The sequence below is a fragment of the Flavobacterium proteolyticum genome, assembly GCF_015223105.1.
Classification (GTDB): Bacteria; Bacteroidota; Bacteroidia; order Flavobacteriales; family Flavobacteriaceae; genus Flavobacterium; species Flavobacterium proteolyticum.
Window position 1 is genome coordinate 1,043,499 of record NZ_JADFTZ010000001.1, and the last position, 17,117, is coordinate 1,060,615.

At 33.0% G+C, this 17,117-nt stretch carries 11 protein-coding genes; 8 read left to right on the forward strand and 3 right to left on the reverse strand.

All coding sequences use genetic code 11. The features are described from left to right. Positions 1-23: 23 nt before the first annotated feature. The 3 genes from IM755_RS04575 to IM755_RS04585 all read right to left on the reverse strand — a co-directional run bounded on the left by IM755_RS04575 (position 24) and on the right by IM755_RS04585 (position 5,824). Positions 24-539 carry a hypothetical protein gene (locus IM755_RS04575; protein ID WP_317172428.1) on the reverse strand — a complete coding sequence of 172 codons (516 nt, stop codon included), beginning with the start codon at positions 537-539 and terminating at the stop codon, positions 24-26. A gap of 71 nt (positions 540-610) precedes the next feature. Continuing rightward, entirely contained in the window at positions 611-2,515 is a 1,905-nt protein-coding gene (locus IM755_RS04580) for a S9 family peptidase (protein ID WP_194094044.1), read from the reverse strand. Between the two features lie 93 nt (positions 2,516-2,608). Further along, positions 2,609-5,824 (reverse strand): reprolysin-like metallopeptidase, encoded by a 3,216-nt coding sequence (locus IM755_RS04585; RefSeq protein ID WP_194094046.1) that lies wholly within the window; start codon positions 5,822-5,824, stop codon positions 2,609-2,611. A gap of 264 nt (positions 5,825-6,088) precedes the next feature. Between IM755_RS04585 and IM755_RS04590 the strand changes: the two genes are divergently transcribed. The 8 genes from IM755_RS04590 (at position 6,089) to IM755_RS04625 (ending at position 17,105) form a co-directional block, all read left to right on the forward strand. Next, positions 6,089-7,333 (forward strand): dicarboxylate/amino acid:cation symporter, encoded by a 1,245-nt coding sequence (locus tag IM755_RS04590; protein ID WP_194094486.1) that lies wholly within the window; start codon positions 6,089-6,091, stop codon positions 7,331-7,333. Next, positions 7,326-8,018, forward strand: coding sequence for a DedA family protein (locus IM755_RS04595; protein ID WP_194094048.1), 693 nt, complete (start codon positions 7,326-7,328; stop codon positions 8,016-8,018). The genes IM755_RS04590 and IM755_RS04595 overlap by 8 nt, the downstream gene beginning before the upstream one ends. Next, complete coding sequence (locus tag IM755_RS04600; protein ID WP_194094051.1) at positions 8,018-9,130, forward strand: NAD(P)/FAD-dependent oxidoreductase; 1,113 nt, start codon at positions 8,018-8,020, stop codon at positions 9,128-9,130. Before IM755_RS04595 ends, IM755_RS04600 begins: the two co-directional genes overlap by 1 nt. Before the next feature lies 1 nt (position 9,131). Further along, positions 9,132-9,869 carry a monofunctional biosynthetic peptidoglycan transglycosylase gene (gene mtgA / locus IM755_RS04605; RefSeq protein WP_194094053.1) on the forward strand — a complete coding sequence of 246 codons (738 nt, stop codon included), beginning with the start codon at positions 9,132-9,134 and terminating at the stop codon, positions 9,867-9,869. Between the two features lie 10 nt (positions 9,870-9,879). After that, positions 9,880-10,704, forward strand: coding sequence for an SDR family NAD(P)-dependent oxidoreductase (locus tag IM755_RS04610; protein WP_194094055.1), 825 nt, complete (start codon positions 9,880-9,882; stop codon positions 10,702-10,704). Positions 10,705-10,802: 98 nt separating this feature from the next. After that, on the forward strand, positions 10,803-13,775 hold the full coding sequence (locus IM755_RS04615) for a sensor histidine kinase (RefSeq protein WP_194094057.1): 2,973 nt from the start codon (positions 10,803-10,805) through the stop codon (positions 13,773-13,775). Positions 13,776-13,794: 19 nt separating this feature from the next. Beyond that, on the forward strand, positions 13,795-14,547 hold the full coding sequence (locus tag IM755_RS04620; RefSeq protein WP_194094059.1) for a LytR/AlgR family response regulator transcription factor: 753 nt from the start codon (positions 13,795-13,797) through the stop codon (positions 14,545-14,547). A 98-nt stretch (positions 14,548-14,645) separates the two neighbouring features. Beyond that, positions 14,646-17,105, forward strand: a complete 2,460-nt coding sequence (locus IM755_RS04625) for a T9SS type A sorting domain-containing protein (protein ID WP_194094061.1) — start codon at positions 14,646-14,648, stop codon at positions 17,103-17,105. Positions 17,106-17,117: the final 12 nt, after the last annotated feature.

Genomic DNA, 17,117 nt, shown 5'->3' on the forward strand with positions numbered 1-17,117 from the left:
TTTCAAATTGAAATCGCTTTTTTTTATCCTAAACTTTTAATTAATTCGTCAATTTCTAGTTTCTGATTTTCATATTTCAATCGCAACGGATTGGCTTCTTTTTCTGAACGATTGTAATAAATCATCGCTTTTTCAGCAAAAAACTTTTGATGATGCACCGAAGCTTTTGGAATTAAAGGGAATTCTTTGTGAAACAACATTTCGTAATAAGCTTGCCATTCGCGCTCGTTTTTATCTTGCATGGCTATTTCTGGTGCTTTTTGTTTTACGTGCATCATTTCATGTGCCAATAAATTCAACATCAAAACCAATGGAAATTCAAACGTGTTTTCTGGAATTCGTATAATTTGTGTGCCTCCAATTTCACCTTCGGCAGTCATTAAAATAAAATCGGGTTTTGCGGCTTCTCTAAATTCAAAACCAGCAAAATTTGGATGTTCTAATTCATATACTTTTAAAAGCCATAACGCTGCCTCTTTCGTTAAGCCATGCTTATGAAAGGTTTTGATGGTGAGTTCTATGTCTTCGAATGGCATCATTTTCAAGGTCAAAAATCAAATTCAAGAACAAGAACAATTTGAAAATTGAACTTGCTCTTGCCCTTGAACTTTTAAAGTGTTTCTTTCAACCAACCAAAAAATTCTTTTTGCCAAACTAAGGCATTTTGAGGTTTTAATACCCAATGGTTTTCATCTGGGAACAATAAGAATTTACTTTTAATTCCTTTTAATTGAGCCGCTTGAAAAGCTTCTTGTCCTTGTCCAATTGGTACACGGTAATCTTTTCCGCCTTGGATAATTAAAATCGGTGTATTCCAATTGTTAATTAACTTAATTGGATTGAATTCGTTATACGTTTTTTGTGCTTTTGCATTATCTTTTTCCCAATAAGCACCACCTGAATCCCAATTCGTAAAGAAAACTTCTTCTGTAGTTCCATACATACTTTCTGTATTGAAAATACCACAGTGCGAAATGAATGTTTTGAAACGATTTTTGTGAATTCCAGCTAAATAGAAAACAGAATATCCGCCATAACTCGCACCCACAGCACCTAAACGTGTTTTGTCTACGTACGATTCTTTTGCTACATCATCAATTGCAGCTAAGTAATCATCCATAACTTGTCCGCCCCAATCACCTGAAATTTGTTCGTTCCAAGCCGTTCCGTGTCCTGGCATTCCTCTACGATTTGGTGCTACAATTACATAGCCTTGCGAAGCCATTAATTGGAAATTCCAACGGAAAGAATACGATTGTGTCAACGCACTTTGTGGTCCGCCTTGGCAGTATAAAAGCGCTGGATATTTTTTAGTTTTATCGAAATTTGGAGGTAAAATTACCCAAACCAACATTTTTTTACCATCGGTAGTCGTAACCCAACGTTTTTCTGTTTTACAAGAAGCGATTTTAGCGTAAGCTTCATCATTTACTTTGGTAATTTGTTTCCAAGTTTTCTTAGCTAAATCATACGAATATATTTCTGGCGCATGGTTCATATCATTTCGAGTCACTAAAACAGAAGTTCCTGAAAAACCTACAATCGCATTTACATCAAAATCACCATCTGTAATTTGTTTAACTTTATAATTCCCTAAAGTAACGCCTATATAGGTTACTTCAAAAAGTTGTTTTGTTCCTTTGATTGGTGCAATGAAATATACTTTTTTTCCATCCTTACTCCAAATAAAACTGTCTATAGTTCCATCCCAGTTCTCAGTAAGATTAACAAACGTTTTATTGTGTTTAATAATAATATCATTTTTATCCGCTTCAAAACCATCGCGTTTCATTTGTAACCAACTCAATTCCCCAAGTGGAGAAAAAATTGGATGGGTGTCGTAACCTAAATTACCTTCGGTAAGGTTTTTTGTGATTTTTGTTGCTAAATCGTATTCGTATAAATCGGTGTTGGTGCTGGTTGCATAAGCTGTTCCGGCTTTCTTTTTACAAACGTAGATGATTTTTGTCCCGTCTGGAGACCAAACATAATCTTCATCACCACCAAAAGGTTTTTGAGGAGCATCATAAGGTTCGTTTGGCATAATGTCAATTCCAACGGCATCTTTTTTATTTTCGGAATAGAAAACATGATTGTGCGTTCCATCATTCCAAGTATCCCAATGACGATAATCTAATCCAGTATAAACTTGAGCAGTAGTTTTTGATAATTCAGGATAAAGGTCTTTTCCTAATAACTTTTCTACTTTTACTTCTTTCGAAAATAAAAGGTTTTTTCCATCAGGAGAGACATTTTTATCAGCTAATAACGATTTGTAATCTTCCACCAAAGTAGCAGTTCCACCTTGAACAGGAATTGTATAATATTTTGAATTGATTTTGTTTTCTTCCACAGAAGGTGTTCCCACTTTGTAAACTAAAAGTTTTCCATCTTTTGAAATTCCTAAAGGCGTAACTCTTCCTAATTGCCATAAGGTTTCGGGAGTCATTACGTTTTGTGCGCTTGCGGCAGTTATACTCATAATACAAGTAATTAGTAAGGCTAATTTTTTCATGTTTGTAAATATTAATGGTATAAAAATACAAAATTAAACGCATAAAAAAACCGCTCAATTACTGAGCGGTTTTTAGATTTCCATTTACTGGAATTATTGTTTGATGAAACGTTTCATGTTTGTTCCATTAGCAGTAGTAACTTCAATCATGTAAGTTCCTGTCGCTAAGTGACCCACATTGATAGCGTTGTTTTCTACTTTTCCATTACCTAAATCTTGACCCATAGCGCTGAAAATTCTGTAAGAAGCTTCGCCTTCAAAGTCTGAAATGTTTAACACGTCTCCTTTTACAGGATTTGGATATAAACTGAAAGTTAATGGTGTTGTATTAACCTCTTTAGCAGTTGAAGTTACGTTAATGGTGTAATCTTCTACTTGTCCGTATGAGAAAGCTTCGCATGATGTTGGTATACCATTATATTTCATAGAAACTCTCATTCTTTTCGCTCCTACTGTTGTTGTTGCAGGAATTGTGAAACTTCCAGTTGCAGGAGTTGTTGTTGAAGCAGCTTTAGTAAATACTGTTTCTCCAGCATCAACGAAATCACCATCGTTATTGTAATCGATAAATACAGCATAACCTTCACTGTAAACAGTACTTGTCCAAGATGGAGTAATAGTAATTGTGTATGCAGTTCCTCTAACAGCATTTGTTGAAATTGCTGTAAAGTTTTCGTAACCAGCAGTTCCTGTAGAAGCATTGTTAATAGTTCCAAATTGTACTCTTCCAATTCTCTCGTCAGCTGTGCTATTTCCTTGAGAAGCACAATACGTTACTGTTGTATTTGCTAAAGTTGTTACGTTTACGGTGTTACTTGAAGCTGAGATATTTCCAGCAGCATCTTTAGCTCTAACTGTAAATGAATAAGCAGTTGAAGCTGTTAATCCAGTTGCAGTATATGTATTTCCAGTAACTGTTGTAAGTAAAGTTGTTCCTCTATATACGTTATAACCTGTTACACCTACGTTATCAGTTGCAGCTGTCCAAGACAAGTTAGTGCTTGTTTGAGTAGTTCCTGAAGCAGATAATGTTGGAGTTGATGGTGCAGTTGTATCAGTTGTGTTAGCTAAAGTTGTTACGTTTACGGTGTTACTTGAAGCTGAGATGTTTCCAGCAGCATCTTTAGCTCTAACTGTGAATGAATAAGCTGTTGAAGCTGTTAATCCTGTAGCAGTATAAGTTGTACCAGTAACTGTTGTAAGTAAAGTAGTTCCTCTATAAACATCATAACCAGTTACACCAACATTATCAGTTGAAGCAGTCCAAGACAAATTAGTACTTGTTTGAGTAGTTCCAGAAGCTGTTAAGTTAGTTGGAGTTGAAGGAGCTGTTGTGTCAGAAGTTCCAGCAGTAATTGTGAAATTTGTATTGGATACATCAAAGAAAATATGATTTGTTCCTTTAATCATAATTCTGTTTTGAGTCCCGGCTGTATTTGGAATAGTAACCGCTTGAGTTCCATCATTTGGAGTAGCTGCTAATAATGTTGACCAAGTTGTACCTCCGTTAGTTGAGATTAAAATATCAACATTAGCACAGTTTACACCATTTGCAGTTGTCCCTGCTACGTTCCAAGTAATGGTTTGAGATGAACCACCCACATATGAAACCGCAGTATTTGGTGCAGTTACAGTAAATGGGCCAGCAGTTGCATTAACTGTAACAATCATGTCGTCACTGTTATTTGTTGAACCACCTGCTCTGTTGTCTCTCACAGTAAATCTAAAATTCATGGTTCTTGCCACAGAAGGTAAAGCTTCTACTACAATTTCAGAACCCGAAGTAGTAGTAGCACCTGTTAATACAGATTGCATTCTAGGAAAATATCTTGTTGTTGATGTTGATGGGCTGTATGATCTGAATGTTGGTCCAGATGTTTTAGTTGCACTTGCCGCAGAGCTTGCTCCAGTTTGAGTTGAAGAAGCATTGTCAAATTGTTCCCAAATGTAAGTCAAAGCATCGCCATTAGCATCGGTTCCAGAACCTGTTAACATGAATGGAGTGCTTTTTGGAATCGTATAATCTAATCCTGCATTTGCTGTAGGAACTGAATTTCCTGTTGCAGTGATGGTTGGACAAGTTTTTGTTTTGATGTTATTCGTTACTTGTTGGATGCTGATTGCATGAAAATATGGGTCAGAATTCATTTGAATGTCTTGACTTGTAATTCCAGCATATCCCATGATGGTTGAACCAGAACCAGGCTCCATATTAGCACCTGTTCCTTCGTTATTCATAGAGAAAGTGTGGTTAGCTCCAAATTGGTGACCCATTTCATGAGCTACATAATCAATATCAAAAGCGTCCCCTGAAGGAACTCCGTTAGCTGGTGAAGTGTAACCACTTCCTTTTCCTAGTGGAACAGTAGAAGTTGGATTCACACAAACACAACCAATACAACCTGCATTTCCACCACCACCAGTTGCGCCAAATAAGTGACCAATATCATAATTAGCATTTCCAATTGTATTTGTTAGAGTAGTTTGTAATTGTTGGTTCCAGTTTGACATCGAACTTGATGCTGAATACGGATCCGTTGAAGCACTTGTGTAAATTACTAAGTCAGTATTTGAAATTAACACCATTCTAGCGTTAAAGTCTTTTTCGAAAACACCATTAACACGTGTCATTGTGTTGTTAATAGCTGCTAAAGCTTGCGCTTTTGTACCTCCAAAATAAGCGGTATATTCACCAGTAACAGACATTGCTAAACGGAAAGTTCTCAAACTTCCATCATCTGCATTTGGTCTTAAATTATTGCCATCTGTAGGAGTTATTCTGTCTAAAACAGAACATTCGAATTTAGTGAAAGCCGTTCTTTTATCAGATTTGGTGTAAACCGTATAGGTTTGTAAATCTTGAGAAAAAGGCTCTACAAATACCGCCGGTTTCCCTGGGTTTAACACCATAGATTTGAATCCAAGTGGCGAAGTACTGATGTAAGCACTTGCAGTTGGATTGTCAATTCCAATCCCAATATACGATTTGATTTCTGGATATCTTGCTGCTAATTCAGGTTCCATGTTGGAATTTTCATAAATTTTGAAATTTTCCATTGTCCCATCAGGATTAGGTAAAGCAAGAATTACATTTGAATTTTGATTAGAAAAACGATTGGGAGCATTTTTTAAAAAATTTGCTGCTGCTGGAACATCTAAATCTAAAAGTTGTTTTTCTGGAAGGTCTAATTTACTTTCCAAAGCCACTTTGCTTTTGCTTTGAGCTGTTTTCCAAAAGGTTCCTTTATCTTGAGCTTGTAGGAAACTCGTAGTTGCTAATAAAGCAATAAAGAGAAATTTTTGTTTCATAAGTTATAGTTTGGGTTTTAGTTGAGCAAATATATTTAAGTTTTTTAATATTGCAATACGAATAATTAAAAAAAAATATTTAAAAAATAGCATATTTGTAATTTTAAAATAAAATAATTAAACATATGTTAATAAATTATTGGTTATTTTACTTTTAAAGTAAAACGTTTGTTTTTGTAATTTTAAACACAACTTCAAAATAATATTACATAATCATTTTAAGGTTTAAAAAATATACTTATTTTCACAATCTTAAAATTATAGATTGTGAAGAATAATAAATTATTTGTTTTAATCATTATTTCATTAATAATTGGTGTTGCATTAGGTGGAATCGTACATTACCAGTTTCCAGATTCAATTGATGCTTTTTCAAAAAATATAAAACTTCTTGGAACCATATTTATCCGATTAGTTCAAATGATTATAGCTCCATTAGTTTTTTCAACTTTAGTGGTTGGAATTGCAAAAATGGGCGACATGAAGATGGTTGGTCGTGTTGGAGGAAAGGCAATGGCTTGGTTTATTTCTGCATCGTTGATTTCTTTACTTCTTGGAATGGTGTTAGTTAACTTTTTTGCACCAGGAAAAGGAACTTCTATCAAGTTAGAAGATACTTCTAGTGCGTCTGAATTATTAGAAAATTCTAAAGGGTTTTCATTAGAAGAATTTGTGAAGCACGTTATTCCAAAAAGTTTGTTTGAAGCTTTGGCAACCAATGAAATTTTACAAATCGTAATTTTTTCTATCTTATTTGGTGTCGCTTTGGCTGCTTTTTCAAAAAAAGAAGCAAAACCTATTTTAAAATTATTAGATACAGTATCTCACGTAGTTTTAAAAATGGTTACCTATATTATGTGGACCGCGCCGTTAGGAGTTTTAGGAGCTGTTGCAGGCGCAATTGCTAAACATGGTTTTGAAGTATTTACGTTATACGCAAAATATTTAGGTGCCTTTTTTGTTGGTATATTAGTTCTTTGGTTATTGCTATTGTTTGTAGGATATTTAATTTTAGGAAAGCGATTGTTTGTCTTATTAGAAAGAATCAAAAGTCCTTTGTTAATTGCCTTTTCAACTACTAGTAGTGAAGCAGTATTTCCAAAAATGGTTGAAGAATTAGAGCGCTTTGGTTGTCAACCAAAAATAGTATCATTTACATTACCTCTTGGTTATTCATTTAACTTAGATGGAAGTATGATGTATATGACATTTGCCAGTATTTTCATAGCCCAAGTATATGGAATCGATATGTCAATAGGTGAGCAATTAACTATGTTATTGGTTTTAATGTTGACGAGTAAAGGTGTGGCTGGCGTTCCAAGAGCTTCTTTAATTGTGGTTGTGGCAACTTGTGCTATGTTTGGTATTCCGCCTGAAGGAATTGCATTAATTTTACCAATTGACCATTTTTGTGATATGGCAAGGAGTATGACAAACGTTTTAGGAAATGCATTGTCAACTGCAGCAATCGATAAATGGGAATCTAAACCAGAAGAGCATCATGGATAATTTTCACTGGACTAAACTTTTTAATCCCGAGTTCTACATCACTATGGAAGTAGGAGGAATTCCTATTGGGATTTACATGGTTTTATTCATCGTCTTTGCTGAAACGGGTTTGTTTGCTGGATTTTTTCTTCCAGGAGATAGTCTTTTGTTTCTGTCCGGAATTTATAGTCGTGAATTAGTTGAAACCTTTTTCATGATTCCAAGTGATTTATCTAACGTCACCATTTTAGCTTTATTAATTGCAACTGCTGCAACTTTAGGGAATATCTTTGGGTATTGGTTTGGCGCCACTAGTGGACAATTTTTATACAACAAACAAGATAGTTTCTTTTTTAAGAAGAAATATTTATACGAGTCGCAAGCTTTCTTCGAAAAACATGGTGGAAAAGCTATTATTTTTGCTCGTTTTTTACCAATTGTTAGAACATTTGTACCTATTATAGCTGGAATTGTTCACATGGAGAAAAGCAAATTCATGTTTTATAACGTGTTAAGTTCCCTTCTGTGGTCCTTTCTTTTGGTTTTTGCAGGTCATTATTTATACGGATTATTTAATGAGGAATTTGGTATCGATTTAAAGAAACATATTGAAACAATAATCTTAATTTTAATTGCTGTGACTTCATTTCCATTGATAATGAAAGCCATTAAATCTAGAAGAAAGTCAGCAAATACTCAAGAATAATGCAACTCAGTTATTGGGAAATAAAAAATTGGTTTTCAAACGTAGATTTTACTATCGTAGGTAGTGGAATTGTAGGCTTACATACCGCATTAGCGTTGCGTGAAAGATTTCCTTCGGCAAAAATTTTAATTCTTGAAAAAGGGGTTTTACCTCAAGGTGCGAGTACAAAAAATGCAGGTTTTGCTTGCTTTGGAAGTATTTCCGAAATCATAGACGATTTAAAAACCCATACCGAAGAAGAAGTCATTCAACTCATTCAAAAACGATATGCTGGTTTACAATTGCTTCGAAAAAATCTCGGCGATTCAGTCATTGATTTGAAACCTTATGGCGGCTACGAATTATTCTTAAAAGAAGACGAATCGTTTTATAACGAATGCATTCAGAAAATCCCATTCATTAACGATATTATAAAACCGCTTTTCAAAACCGATGTTTTTTCGAAAGAAGTCGATCGATTTAATTTTGGAAGTATTTTCGAAAATTTGATTTTCAATCCGTTTGAAGCGCAAATCGATACTGGAAATATGATGCAAGCTTTGTTAAAAAAAGTATATCAAAATGATATCCTGATTTTAAACTCTCAAACCGTAACGAATTTTCAAGAAGTACACGATGGTGTTGAGGTAGAAACCAATGGGATTATATTCAAAACCAATAAATTATTATTCACCACAAATGGTTTTGCATCACAACTCACAAATAATCAAGTAAAACCAGCTCGGGCGCAAGTTTTAATCACAAAACCAATTCCGAATTTAGATATTAAAGGTACTTTCCATTTAGACAAAGGCTATTTTTATTTCAGAAATATAAACGATAGAATTCTTTTTGGCGGCGGAAGAAACTTAGATTTCGAAGGAGAAACTACAACTTCTCATGATACAACCGAATTGATTCAAAATCGTTTGGAAGAGTTATTAAAAAAGGTAATTTTGCCTCATCAGGAGTTCGAAATCGAACACCGATGGAGCGGCACTATGGGTGTGGGAATACATAAAAAACCTATAGTGGAACAACTTTCAAATAACGTTTATTGCGGAGTTCGTATGGGCGGAATGGGAGTTGCCATTGGCAGTTTGGTCGGACAAGAATTAGCAGATTTAATATAGAATGACAAAAAAAACTACTACAAAAAATAAATCACCAAAAGCACCAGCTAAAAAAAGAACTACAGGGCAAAAGATATTACGTTTCTTTTGGTTGCTCTTTTTATGGTTCAATATCATTAGTTTTTCGGTTGTTTTACTTTTCAAATTTGTTCCAGTTCCGTTTACACCTTTAATGGGTATGCGCGCTTTAGAACATAATGAAGCCGGGAAAGAAATGACATGCAGTCACGAATGGGTGCCAATTGATGAAATTTCATTAAACCTTCAAAAAGCAGTTATCGCTAGTGAAGATGGTCGGTTTTTAGAACATTCTGGTTTTGATTTTGAAGCAATGCAAAAGGCTTTCAAGAATAATCAGAAAGGGAAACGTTTAAAAGGCGGAAGTACGATCTCACAACAAACCGCAAAAAATGTTTTTCTTTGGCAAGGTAGAAGTTATGTTCGTAAAGGTTTAGAAGCATATTATACGGTTTTAATAGAACTAATTTGGGGTAAAAAGCGTATTATGGAGGTTTATCTTAATAGTATCGAAATGGGAGATGGTGTTTATGGAGCAGAAGCTGCAGCAAAACATTGGTACAGAAAAGATGCCGCTAGTTTAACCCGTTATGAAGCGGCTGGTATTGCAGCTATTCTTCCAAATCCAAGAAAATACAAAGCTTCAAATTCATCATCATACATTAATCGTAGAAAAGCAAGAATAAGTCGTGAAATTGGTTACGTGAAATTGGATTATTAAAAATACAAATTTGAAAAAAACTATACTTATCACAGGTGCTTCAAGCGGAATTGGGAAAGAAACTGCCTTATATTTTGCAAATAATAATTGGACGGTAATTGCTACTATGATTTCACTTGATTTAGCGGATGATTTAGATACGATTCCCAATGTTTTTTGCTATGAACTCGATGTGACATCTTCTCAAAGTATTACAAAAGCAAAAGATAAAATTTTAAATAACCACAAAACCATTAATGTTGTTTTAAACAATGCTGGTTTAGGCTACAGAAGTTTTGTGGAGTTGTCTGAAGATAATAAAATTGATAACATTGTTAATGTTAATTGGTTGGGCGCTGTTAAAGTGTGTAGAGCTTTTATACCCGTTTTTAGAGAACAAAATTTTGGGCAATTCATTACAATTTCATCCATTGCGGGATTGGTTAACTTACCTTTAGGAAGTTTTTATCACTCTACAAAGCAGGCAGTAGAAAGTTTCTCAGAATGCATGGCATATGAACTTTTAGATTTTAATATTAGCGTTAGTACGGTTCAATTTGGTAATGCACCTACTTCTTTTCAGGCTAATGTGACAAAATGTAACGCCACGATAATAGAATCTTACAATAGGTTAATGGATAAAGTGACTGCAATTTTACACAAAAAGACAAAGAAAAACACCAATCTAACACCAATAATTACTAAAACTTTATTGAATATTGCAGAAAACCCTAAGAAAAATTTTAAAAGATACACCATTGGCTTTGATGCTAATTTTATGAGTTTTATTAGACGTTTATTAGGATATAAATTATTTAATTCGTTAATTCGAAAATCGGTTTTGGGTAAATTTTAATATTTATATAATCGTTTTAGAAAGAAATTCACAGGTTTTAAAAAGTTTATTTCTAATTTTTCATCGGATTCTACTACTTTTATGGTTTAATCTGAGTTTTGAAAAGTAAATTTCTTCCATTTATTTTGCTGTTGTTTGCTGTCCAATTCTGGGCACAGCAGCCTGTTACTATTCAGTTAACAGAAAAAGATGGTTTGCCTGATATCGAATTTTACGATGTTTTGGAAGACAAAAACGGTTTTGTTTGGTTAGCCGCCGACAAAGGTTTGTTTCGATATGATGGAAAAACATTTTTAAACTTTTCTCATCCACAAAAAAGAGGGTTATCGGTTTTTGGTTTGTTTGAAGATGCGGAAGGAAGAATTTGGTGCAATACCATTTCGGGTCAGTTTTTCTATATAAAAAATGGGAAAATGACTTTGTTTACTGATTTAAAAGACGAACTAAAAGGTCAACTTCCCGAATTTGAAGTAATTCAAAATCAATTGATTGCTTTTTCTGAAAAAGGAGTTTTTGTTATTGATGTAGCTACAAAAAAGCAAAATGTAATTAAAGATACTTCATCAGCTTCGCCTTATTATGGTTATCCTTTCCATTACAAAAACCAACTTTATTTTACATTTGACAATCAAATTAAAATCTTTGAAAATAAAAAAATAAAATCTGTTTTTACGTTTTCGAACAAAAGAATTCAAACAACTAATAATGCGTTTTGTAATCTAAATAACGGGATTTTCTTTTCTTCCAATTTTGAAGGAAAACAACACTTTTTTATTAAAAATGATACGAGCAATTCATTTAAGGAATGCTCCGTTCCAAAAGAGTTAGTAAATAAAGTCATCGTTAATGTAATTAAAAGCGATGATTTGTTATGGTTTTGTACCAATCAAGGTGTGATGGTTTGTACGATTTCAGGTGATAAAATAGCGTATAAAGCTACTTATTTAAAAGATGAGTATATCACAAAAATTATCAAGGATAAAAATAATAATTATTGGTTTACATCGCTTCGAAATGGTGTTTTTGTTATGCCAAATATTTATATCCAAAAAGAAGATTTCAATGGAATTTCGAATCAAATTGCAACACTTTGTAATGTAGAATCTAATTATTTGGTTTACGGAACTACAGATGGTAAAATCGGATTTTGGGACAAAAAAAATAACAAATGGACGCAGTTTTCTTTAGATTCCAATGCAAAAGTGGCCCAAATTCTCTACAATCCTACCTTTAAAAGTATTTTTATAAGTCAGGATAACCAATCGTATATATGGAATCTAAATCGAAACGAAATTCATAAAGTTTCCTTTTTTGTTTCTTCAAAAAGCATCTCAATTTCCGCTAATAACGATTTGTTAAACGCAAGTTATGATAGGGCAACTGTTATGAAAAATCCTTTTGAAACAGTAAAAATTGGAACAGGTAAGTTGGTTATTCAAATTCCCCGTTTTGTTGAAAAGAAAGGATTGGAAATTAAAAATGATATTCGTTTCAAGCGTGCTTATGCGTCTTTTTACAGTTCAAAATACAATGCTAATTATGTTGGTTTCGTTGATGAATTGATGCAATTTGATACTCAAAACAACTCTTTTACTATTCGAAATAACAACAAGCCCATTTTAGCTTTAGATATTCAAGAAACAAGTGATGGAACAATCTGGGTAGCGACTTTTAATGATGGAATTATTGGAATTCAAAATCAAAAAGTAGTTGCAGTTTTAGGTACGAATAATGGTCTTTTGTCGAACCAAATTAACAAGTTAAAAAGTAGTCATAACGAGTTGTGGATTGCCACCGATAAAGGAGTTCAGTGTTATAACACGAAAGATAAAACGTTTAAAAATCTCACTCGAAATGATGGATTAGAAAGTTATACGATTTCCGATATTGAAATTATAGATAACACGATTTTCTTGTCATCCAACAAAGGAATTTATAGTATCGATAGAGCCAAAGGGTTCAAAAAATTGTTGCAACCTAGTGTGTATTTCACTTCAGTGTCTATTCAAGAAAAGGATACCATTTTACAACTAAATTATGAGTTAGATTACGATCAAAATGCCATTAAATTTAGTTTTAATACCAATGGATTTCAATCGAACGAAAGTATTCAGTATCAATACAAAATGCAAGGCCTGAATACGAATTGGTTAACCTTGGAAAAAGGAAATGATTTTGTACGATATTCCAGTTTGCCAGCGGGAAATTATACGTTTTCTGTGAAAGCAATTAATGCTAACGGAATTGCATCTTCACCCATTTCAACATCGATAATAGTTCAAGCGCCTTTTTGGCAAAAGTGGTGGTTTTATTTCTCGGTAATTGCGGGTGTAATTACGTTAAGTTGGATGTATTTCAAAGTAAGATTGCAAAGAATCGAAAAAGAAAAGAAAATTGCCTTAGAAAAAGCCGAAATGGATAAAGAATTGGTTTTTTCACAATTGGAAAATCTGCGTTCCCAAATGAATCCGCATTTTATTTTTAATGCTTTGAATTCGATTCAGGAATATATCGTTACGAATGAAAAAGAAACCGCGAGTGCTTTCTTGGTTAAGTTTTCAAGATTAATTCGTATTTATTTAGAACATAGTCGATTGAGTGAAGTTCCGTTAGAAGAGGAATTAAAAGCATTGCAATTGTATTTAGAATTAGAAAAAGACCGATTCGAAGATACACTGCAATATTCGATTCATGTTGCTAAAGATTTAGATTTAAAAAATAGCAAAGTTCCGTCGTTATTCATTCAACCTTATGTCGAGAATGCTTTGAAACACGGATTACTTCATAAAAAAGAAAATCGAATTCTTACTGTAAGTTTTGATTTAAGTGCTACTAAAGAAATGCTCATTTGTGCGATTGAAGATAACGGAATAGGTAGAACAGCTTCAGTTCAATTGAATTCGTCGAGATCCCATTCGCATAAATCGTTTGCTACCACGGCTAATCAAAGAAGAGTTGAGTTAATCAATAAAACAAAAAAGAACAAGACAACTGTAACTATTGAAGATTTACAAGATGTAAATATGAATGCACTCGGCACAAAGGTTGTAATTGCAATGCCTCTAACGTAGTGAAATAAAGAATAAAAAAATGAAAGTTATAATTATAGACGACGAAAATAAAGCAAGACGATTAATAAGTACATTATTAACCGAAAATTGCTCTGATATTACTCTCCAATTAGAGGCGAATGATTTGGAAACAGGTGTGGCTTTAATTAAAGAACACCAACCCGATATTGTGTTTTTAGATATTGAGATGCCAAAACATTCGGGTTTACAAATAGTCGATTTTTTTGAGCCTCATGAAATGAATTTTCAAATCATTTTTGTAACGGCTTATAACGATTATGCTATTCAGGCATTTAAGCTTTCGGCAGTAGATTATATTTTAAAACCAGTAGATGTTTTGGAATTAAAAAGTGCCATTGAAAAAGCCAAAAAGAATATCGAATCAAAAAGCATCAACAATCGATTAGACGATTTGAAAAGAGTGTTTCAACAATTGTCGTTAAATAAAATGATTTTAGAAGTACCAAAAGGAATTCTATTTGTGTCGCACGACGATATTATTTTGTTTGAAGCCGATGGTATGTATACCAAAGTGTATATGAAAAATAATGAATCGCAACTCATTTGTAAACCCATGAAGCACTTTGTAGACCAGTTGGAAGACAAACCTATTTTCTACAAACCACACCGTTCTTTTTTAGTGAATTTGAAATACATAAAAGAACTTTCTAAAAAAGATGGTTTTCATTTAATTATGGAAAATAACAAAACCATTCCCATTGCAAAAGAAAAGAAAGACGAATTCATGCAATTGATTCAAGATTTGTTTTAAATAAATGTCGGTTTAGAAAGAAAAGCCGATGATTCAGAAAAAAATAGGAGAAAGTGGTTTATATAAGTAGGAGATTTGACCAAACAAATTTCTTACTTATGAAAAAACTATTACACATTTTAAGTTTATTTATCTGCTTCACAATTAATGCGCAAAATCCTGGAGATATTTCGCAAAATTTTGGGTACTACTCTGGTTTTAATAATGTTGTAAGAGCTATTGAAATACAAGTAGATGGTAAAATTTTGATTGGTGGAGATTATACCAATTTTAAAGGCATTACTGAAAATGGAATTATTCGTTTGAATCCTGATGGATCTAAAGATACGTCATTTAACATTGGTTCAGGTTTTAATGCAACTGTTTGCGCAATTAAGAAACAATCTGATGGTAAAATTCTAGTGGCGGGAAATTTTACTACCTATAAAGGTGTTACTGAAAATAGAATTATTCGATTAAATGAGGATGGGACAAAAGATACTTCTTTTAGCATTGGTACAGGTTTTAATAACGTTATTTATTCACTTGCATTACAAACTGATGGTAAAATTGTAATAGGCGGACAGTTTTCCATGTATAATGGAATTACCGAAAAAGGGATTATTCGTTTGAATCCTGATGGCACTAAAGATACTACTTTTAGTACTGGAGCAGGATTTGACTTTACAGTTTTTACGATTAAATTACAAACCGATGGTAAAATTGTTGCAGGTGGAGATTTTACTACTTATAAAGGTGTTACCGAAAATAGGATTATTCGTTTAAATACTGATGGCACTAAAGACACTACTTTTGCCACTGGAACAGGATGTAACAATGCCGTTTATACAATAGAACAACAAGTTGATGGTAAAATTATATTAGGAGGTTCATTTACTGGTTACAAAGGTGTAACACAAAACAGAATTATTCGTTTAAATGCCGATGGAACAAAAGACACTGCTTTTAATGTAGGAACTGGATTTGACGCTACTGTTTACACAATTAATATTCAGGCCGATGATAAAATCGTAATAGGAGGTTCTTTTAATGCCTACAAAGGTGTTACTGAAACAAAAATTATCCGTTTAAATACAGATGGAACAAAAGATGCAACTTTTAACTCAGGAACGGGTTTTAATAACTATCCGTGGGTTATAGTACAACAAGCTGACGGTAAAATTTTAATAGGCGGAAATTTTACTACTTATAAGGGAATTTTTGAAAATAAATTCATTCGCCTTAATACAGATGGAACAAATGATACTACCTTTAATACAGGTGACGGATTTAATAATATTGTTAACACAACAAAACAACAAGCTGATGGTAAAATACTTGTAGGAGGCTCTTTTACAACCTATAAAAGAACAAGTACCAATAGAATTATACGGTTAAATACTGATGGAACAAAAGATGATTCTTTTAACATAGGAACTGGTTTTAATAATAGTATAAGGGCAATAGAAATTCAAAACGATGGTAAAATTTTAGTTGGAGGTGATTTTACAAGTTACAACGGTGTTACCGAAAATAGAATTATTCGTTTAAATGCTGATGGAACAAAAGACACTTCTTTTGGCATAGGAGCAGGGTTTAATGATATTGTTTATACTATCAAACAATTAACAAGTGGAAAAATACTTGTAGGAGGGGCTTTTACTTCTTATAAAGGAATAACTAAGAATAGAATTATCTGTTTGAATTCAGATGGTACAGAAGATACTTCTTTTAACACAGGTACTGGGTTTAATATTGTTGTTATGACTACTAATCAACAAGCTGATAATAAAATTATAATAGGAGGAGGTTTTACTTCTTACAATGGTATTTCAGAAAACAGACTCATTCGCTTAAATACAGATGGGACAAAAGATGGTTCTTTTAACATAGGAACAGGTTTTAATAATAATGTAAGTGCAATAGAAATTCAAAACGATGGTAAAATTTTAGTTGGAGGTGATTTCATTACTTACAAAGGAATTGCCGAAGTAGGAATTGTTAAATTGAATTCAGATGGGACAAAAGATGCTTCCTTTAACACGGGAACAGGTTTTAATAATAGTGTAAGTGCAATAGAAATTCAAAATGATGGCAAAATTTTAGTAGGCGGAAATTTCACTACCTATAAAGGTGTTACCGAAAATAGAACCATCCGCTTAAATACAGATGGTAGTAAAGATACTACTTTTAATACAGGAACTGGTTTTAACAATGCAGTAAATACTATAGAACAATTGGCTGATGGGAAAGCTCTTGTAGGAGGTGCATTTACGACTTATAAAGGAAATTACGAATCGGTTTATTTAGTAGGTTTAAATTCCGAAACAACTTTAAGTTCAGACGACTTTGTCCAACCCAAAACCTTGAGTGTTTACCCTAATCCAAGCAACTCGATAATAAATATTGATAGTGAGATAGATATAGAGCAAGTTATTGTTTTTTCATTACAAGGTCAAGTTGTTTTACATTCTAACAAAAGTACAATAGATGTTTCTAATTTATCTAACGGAATTTATTTAATACAAGTAAAAACTACTGATGGTAAAATAAATAACCAAAGAATAATAAAAAATTAGTAACTTTCACTT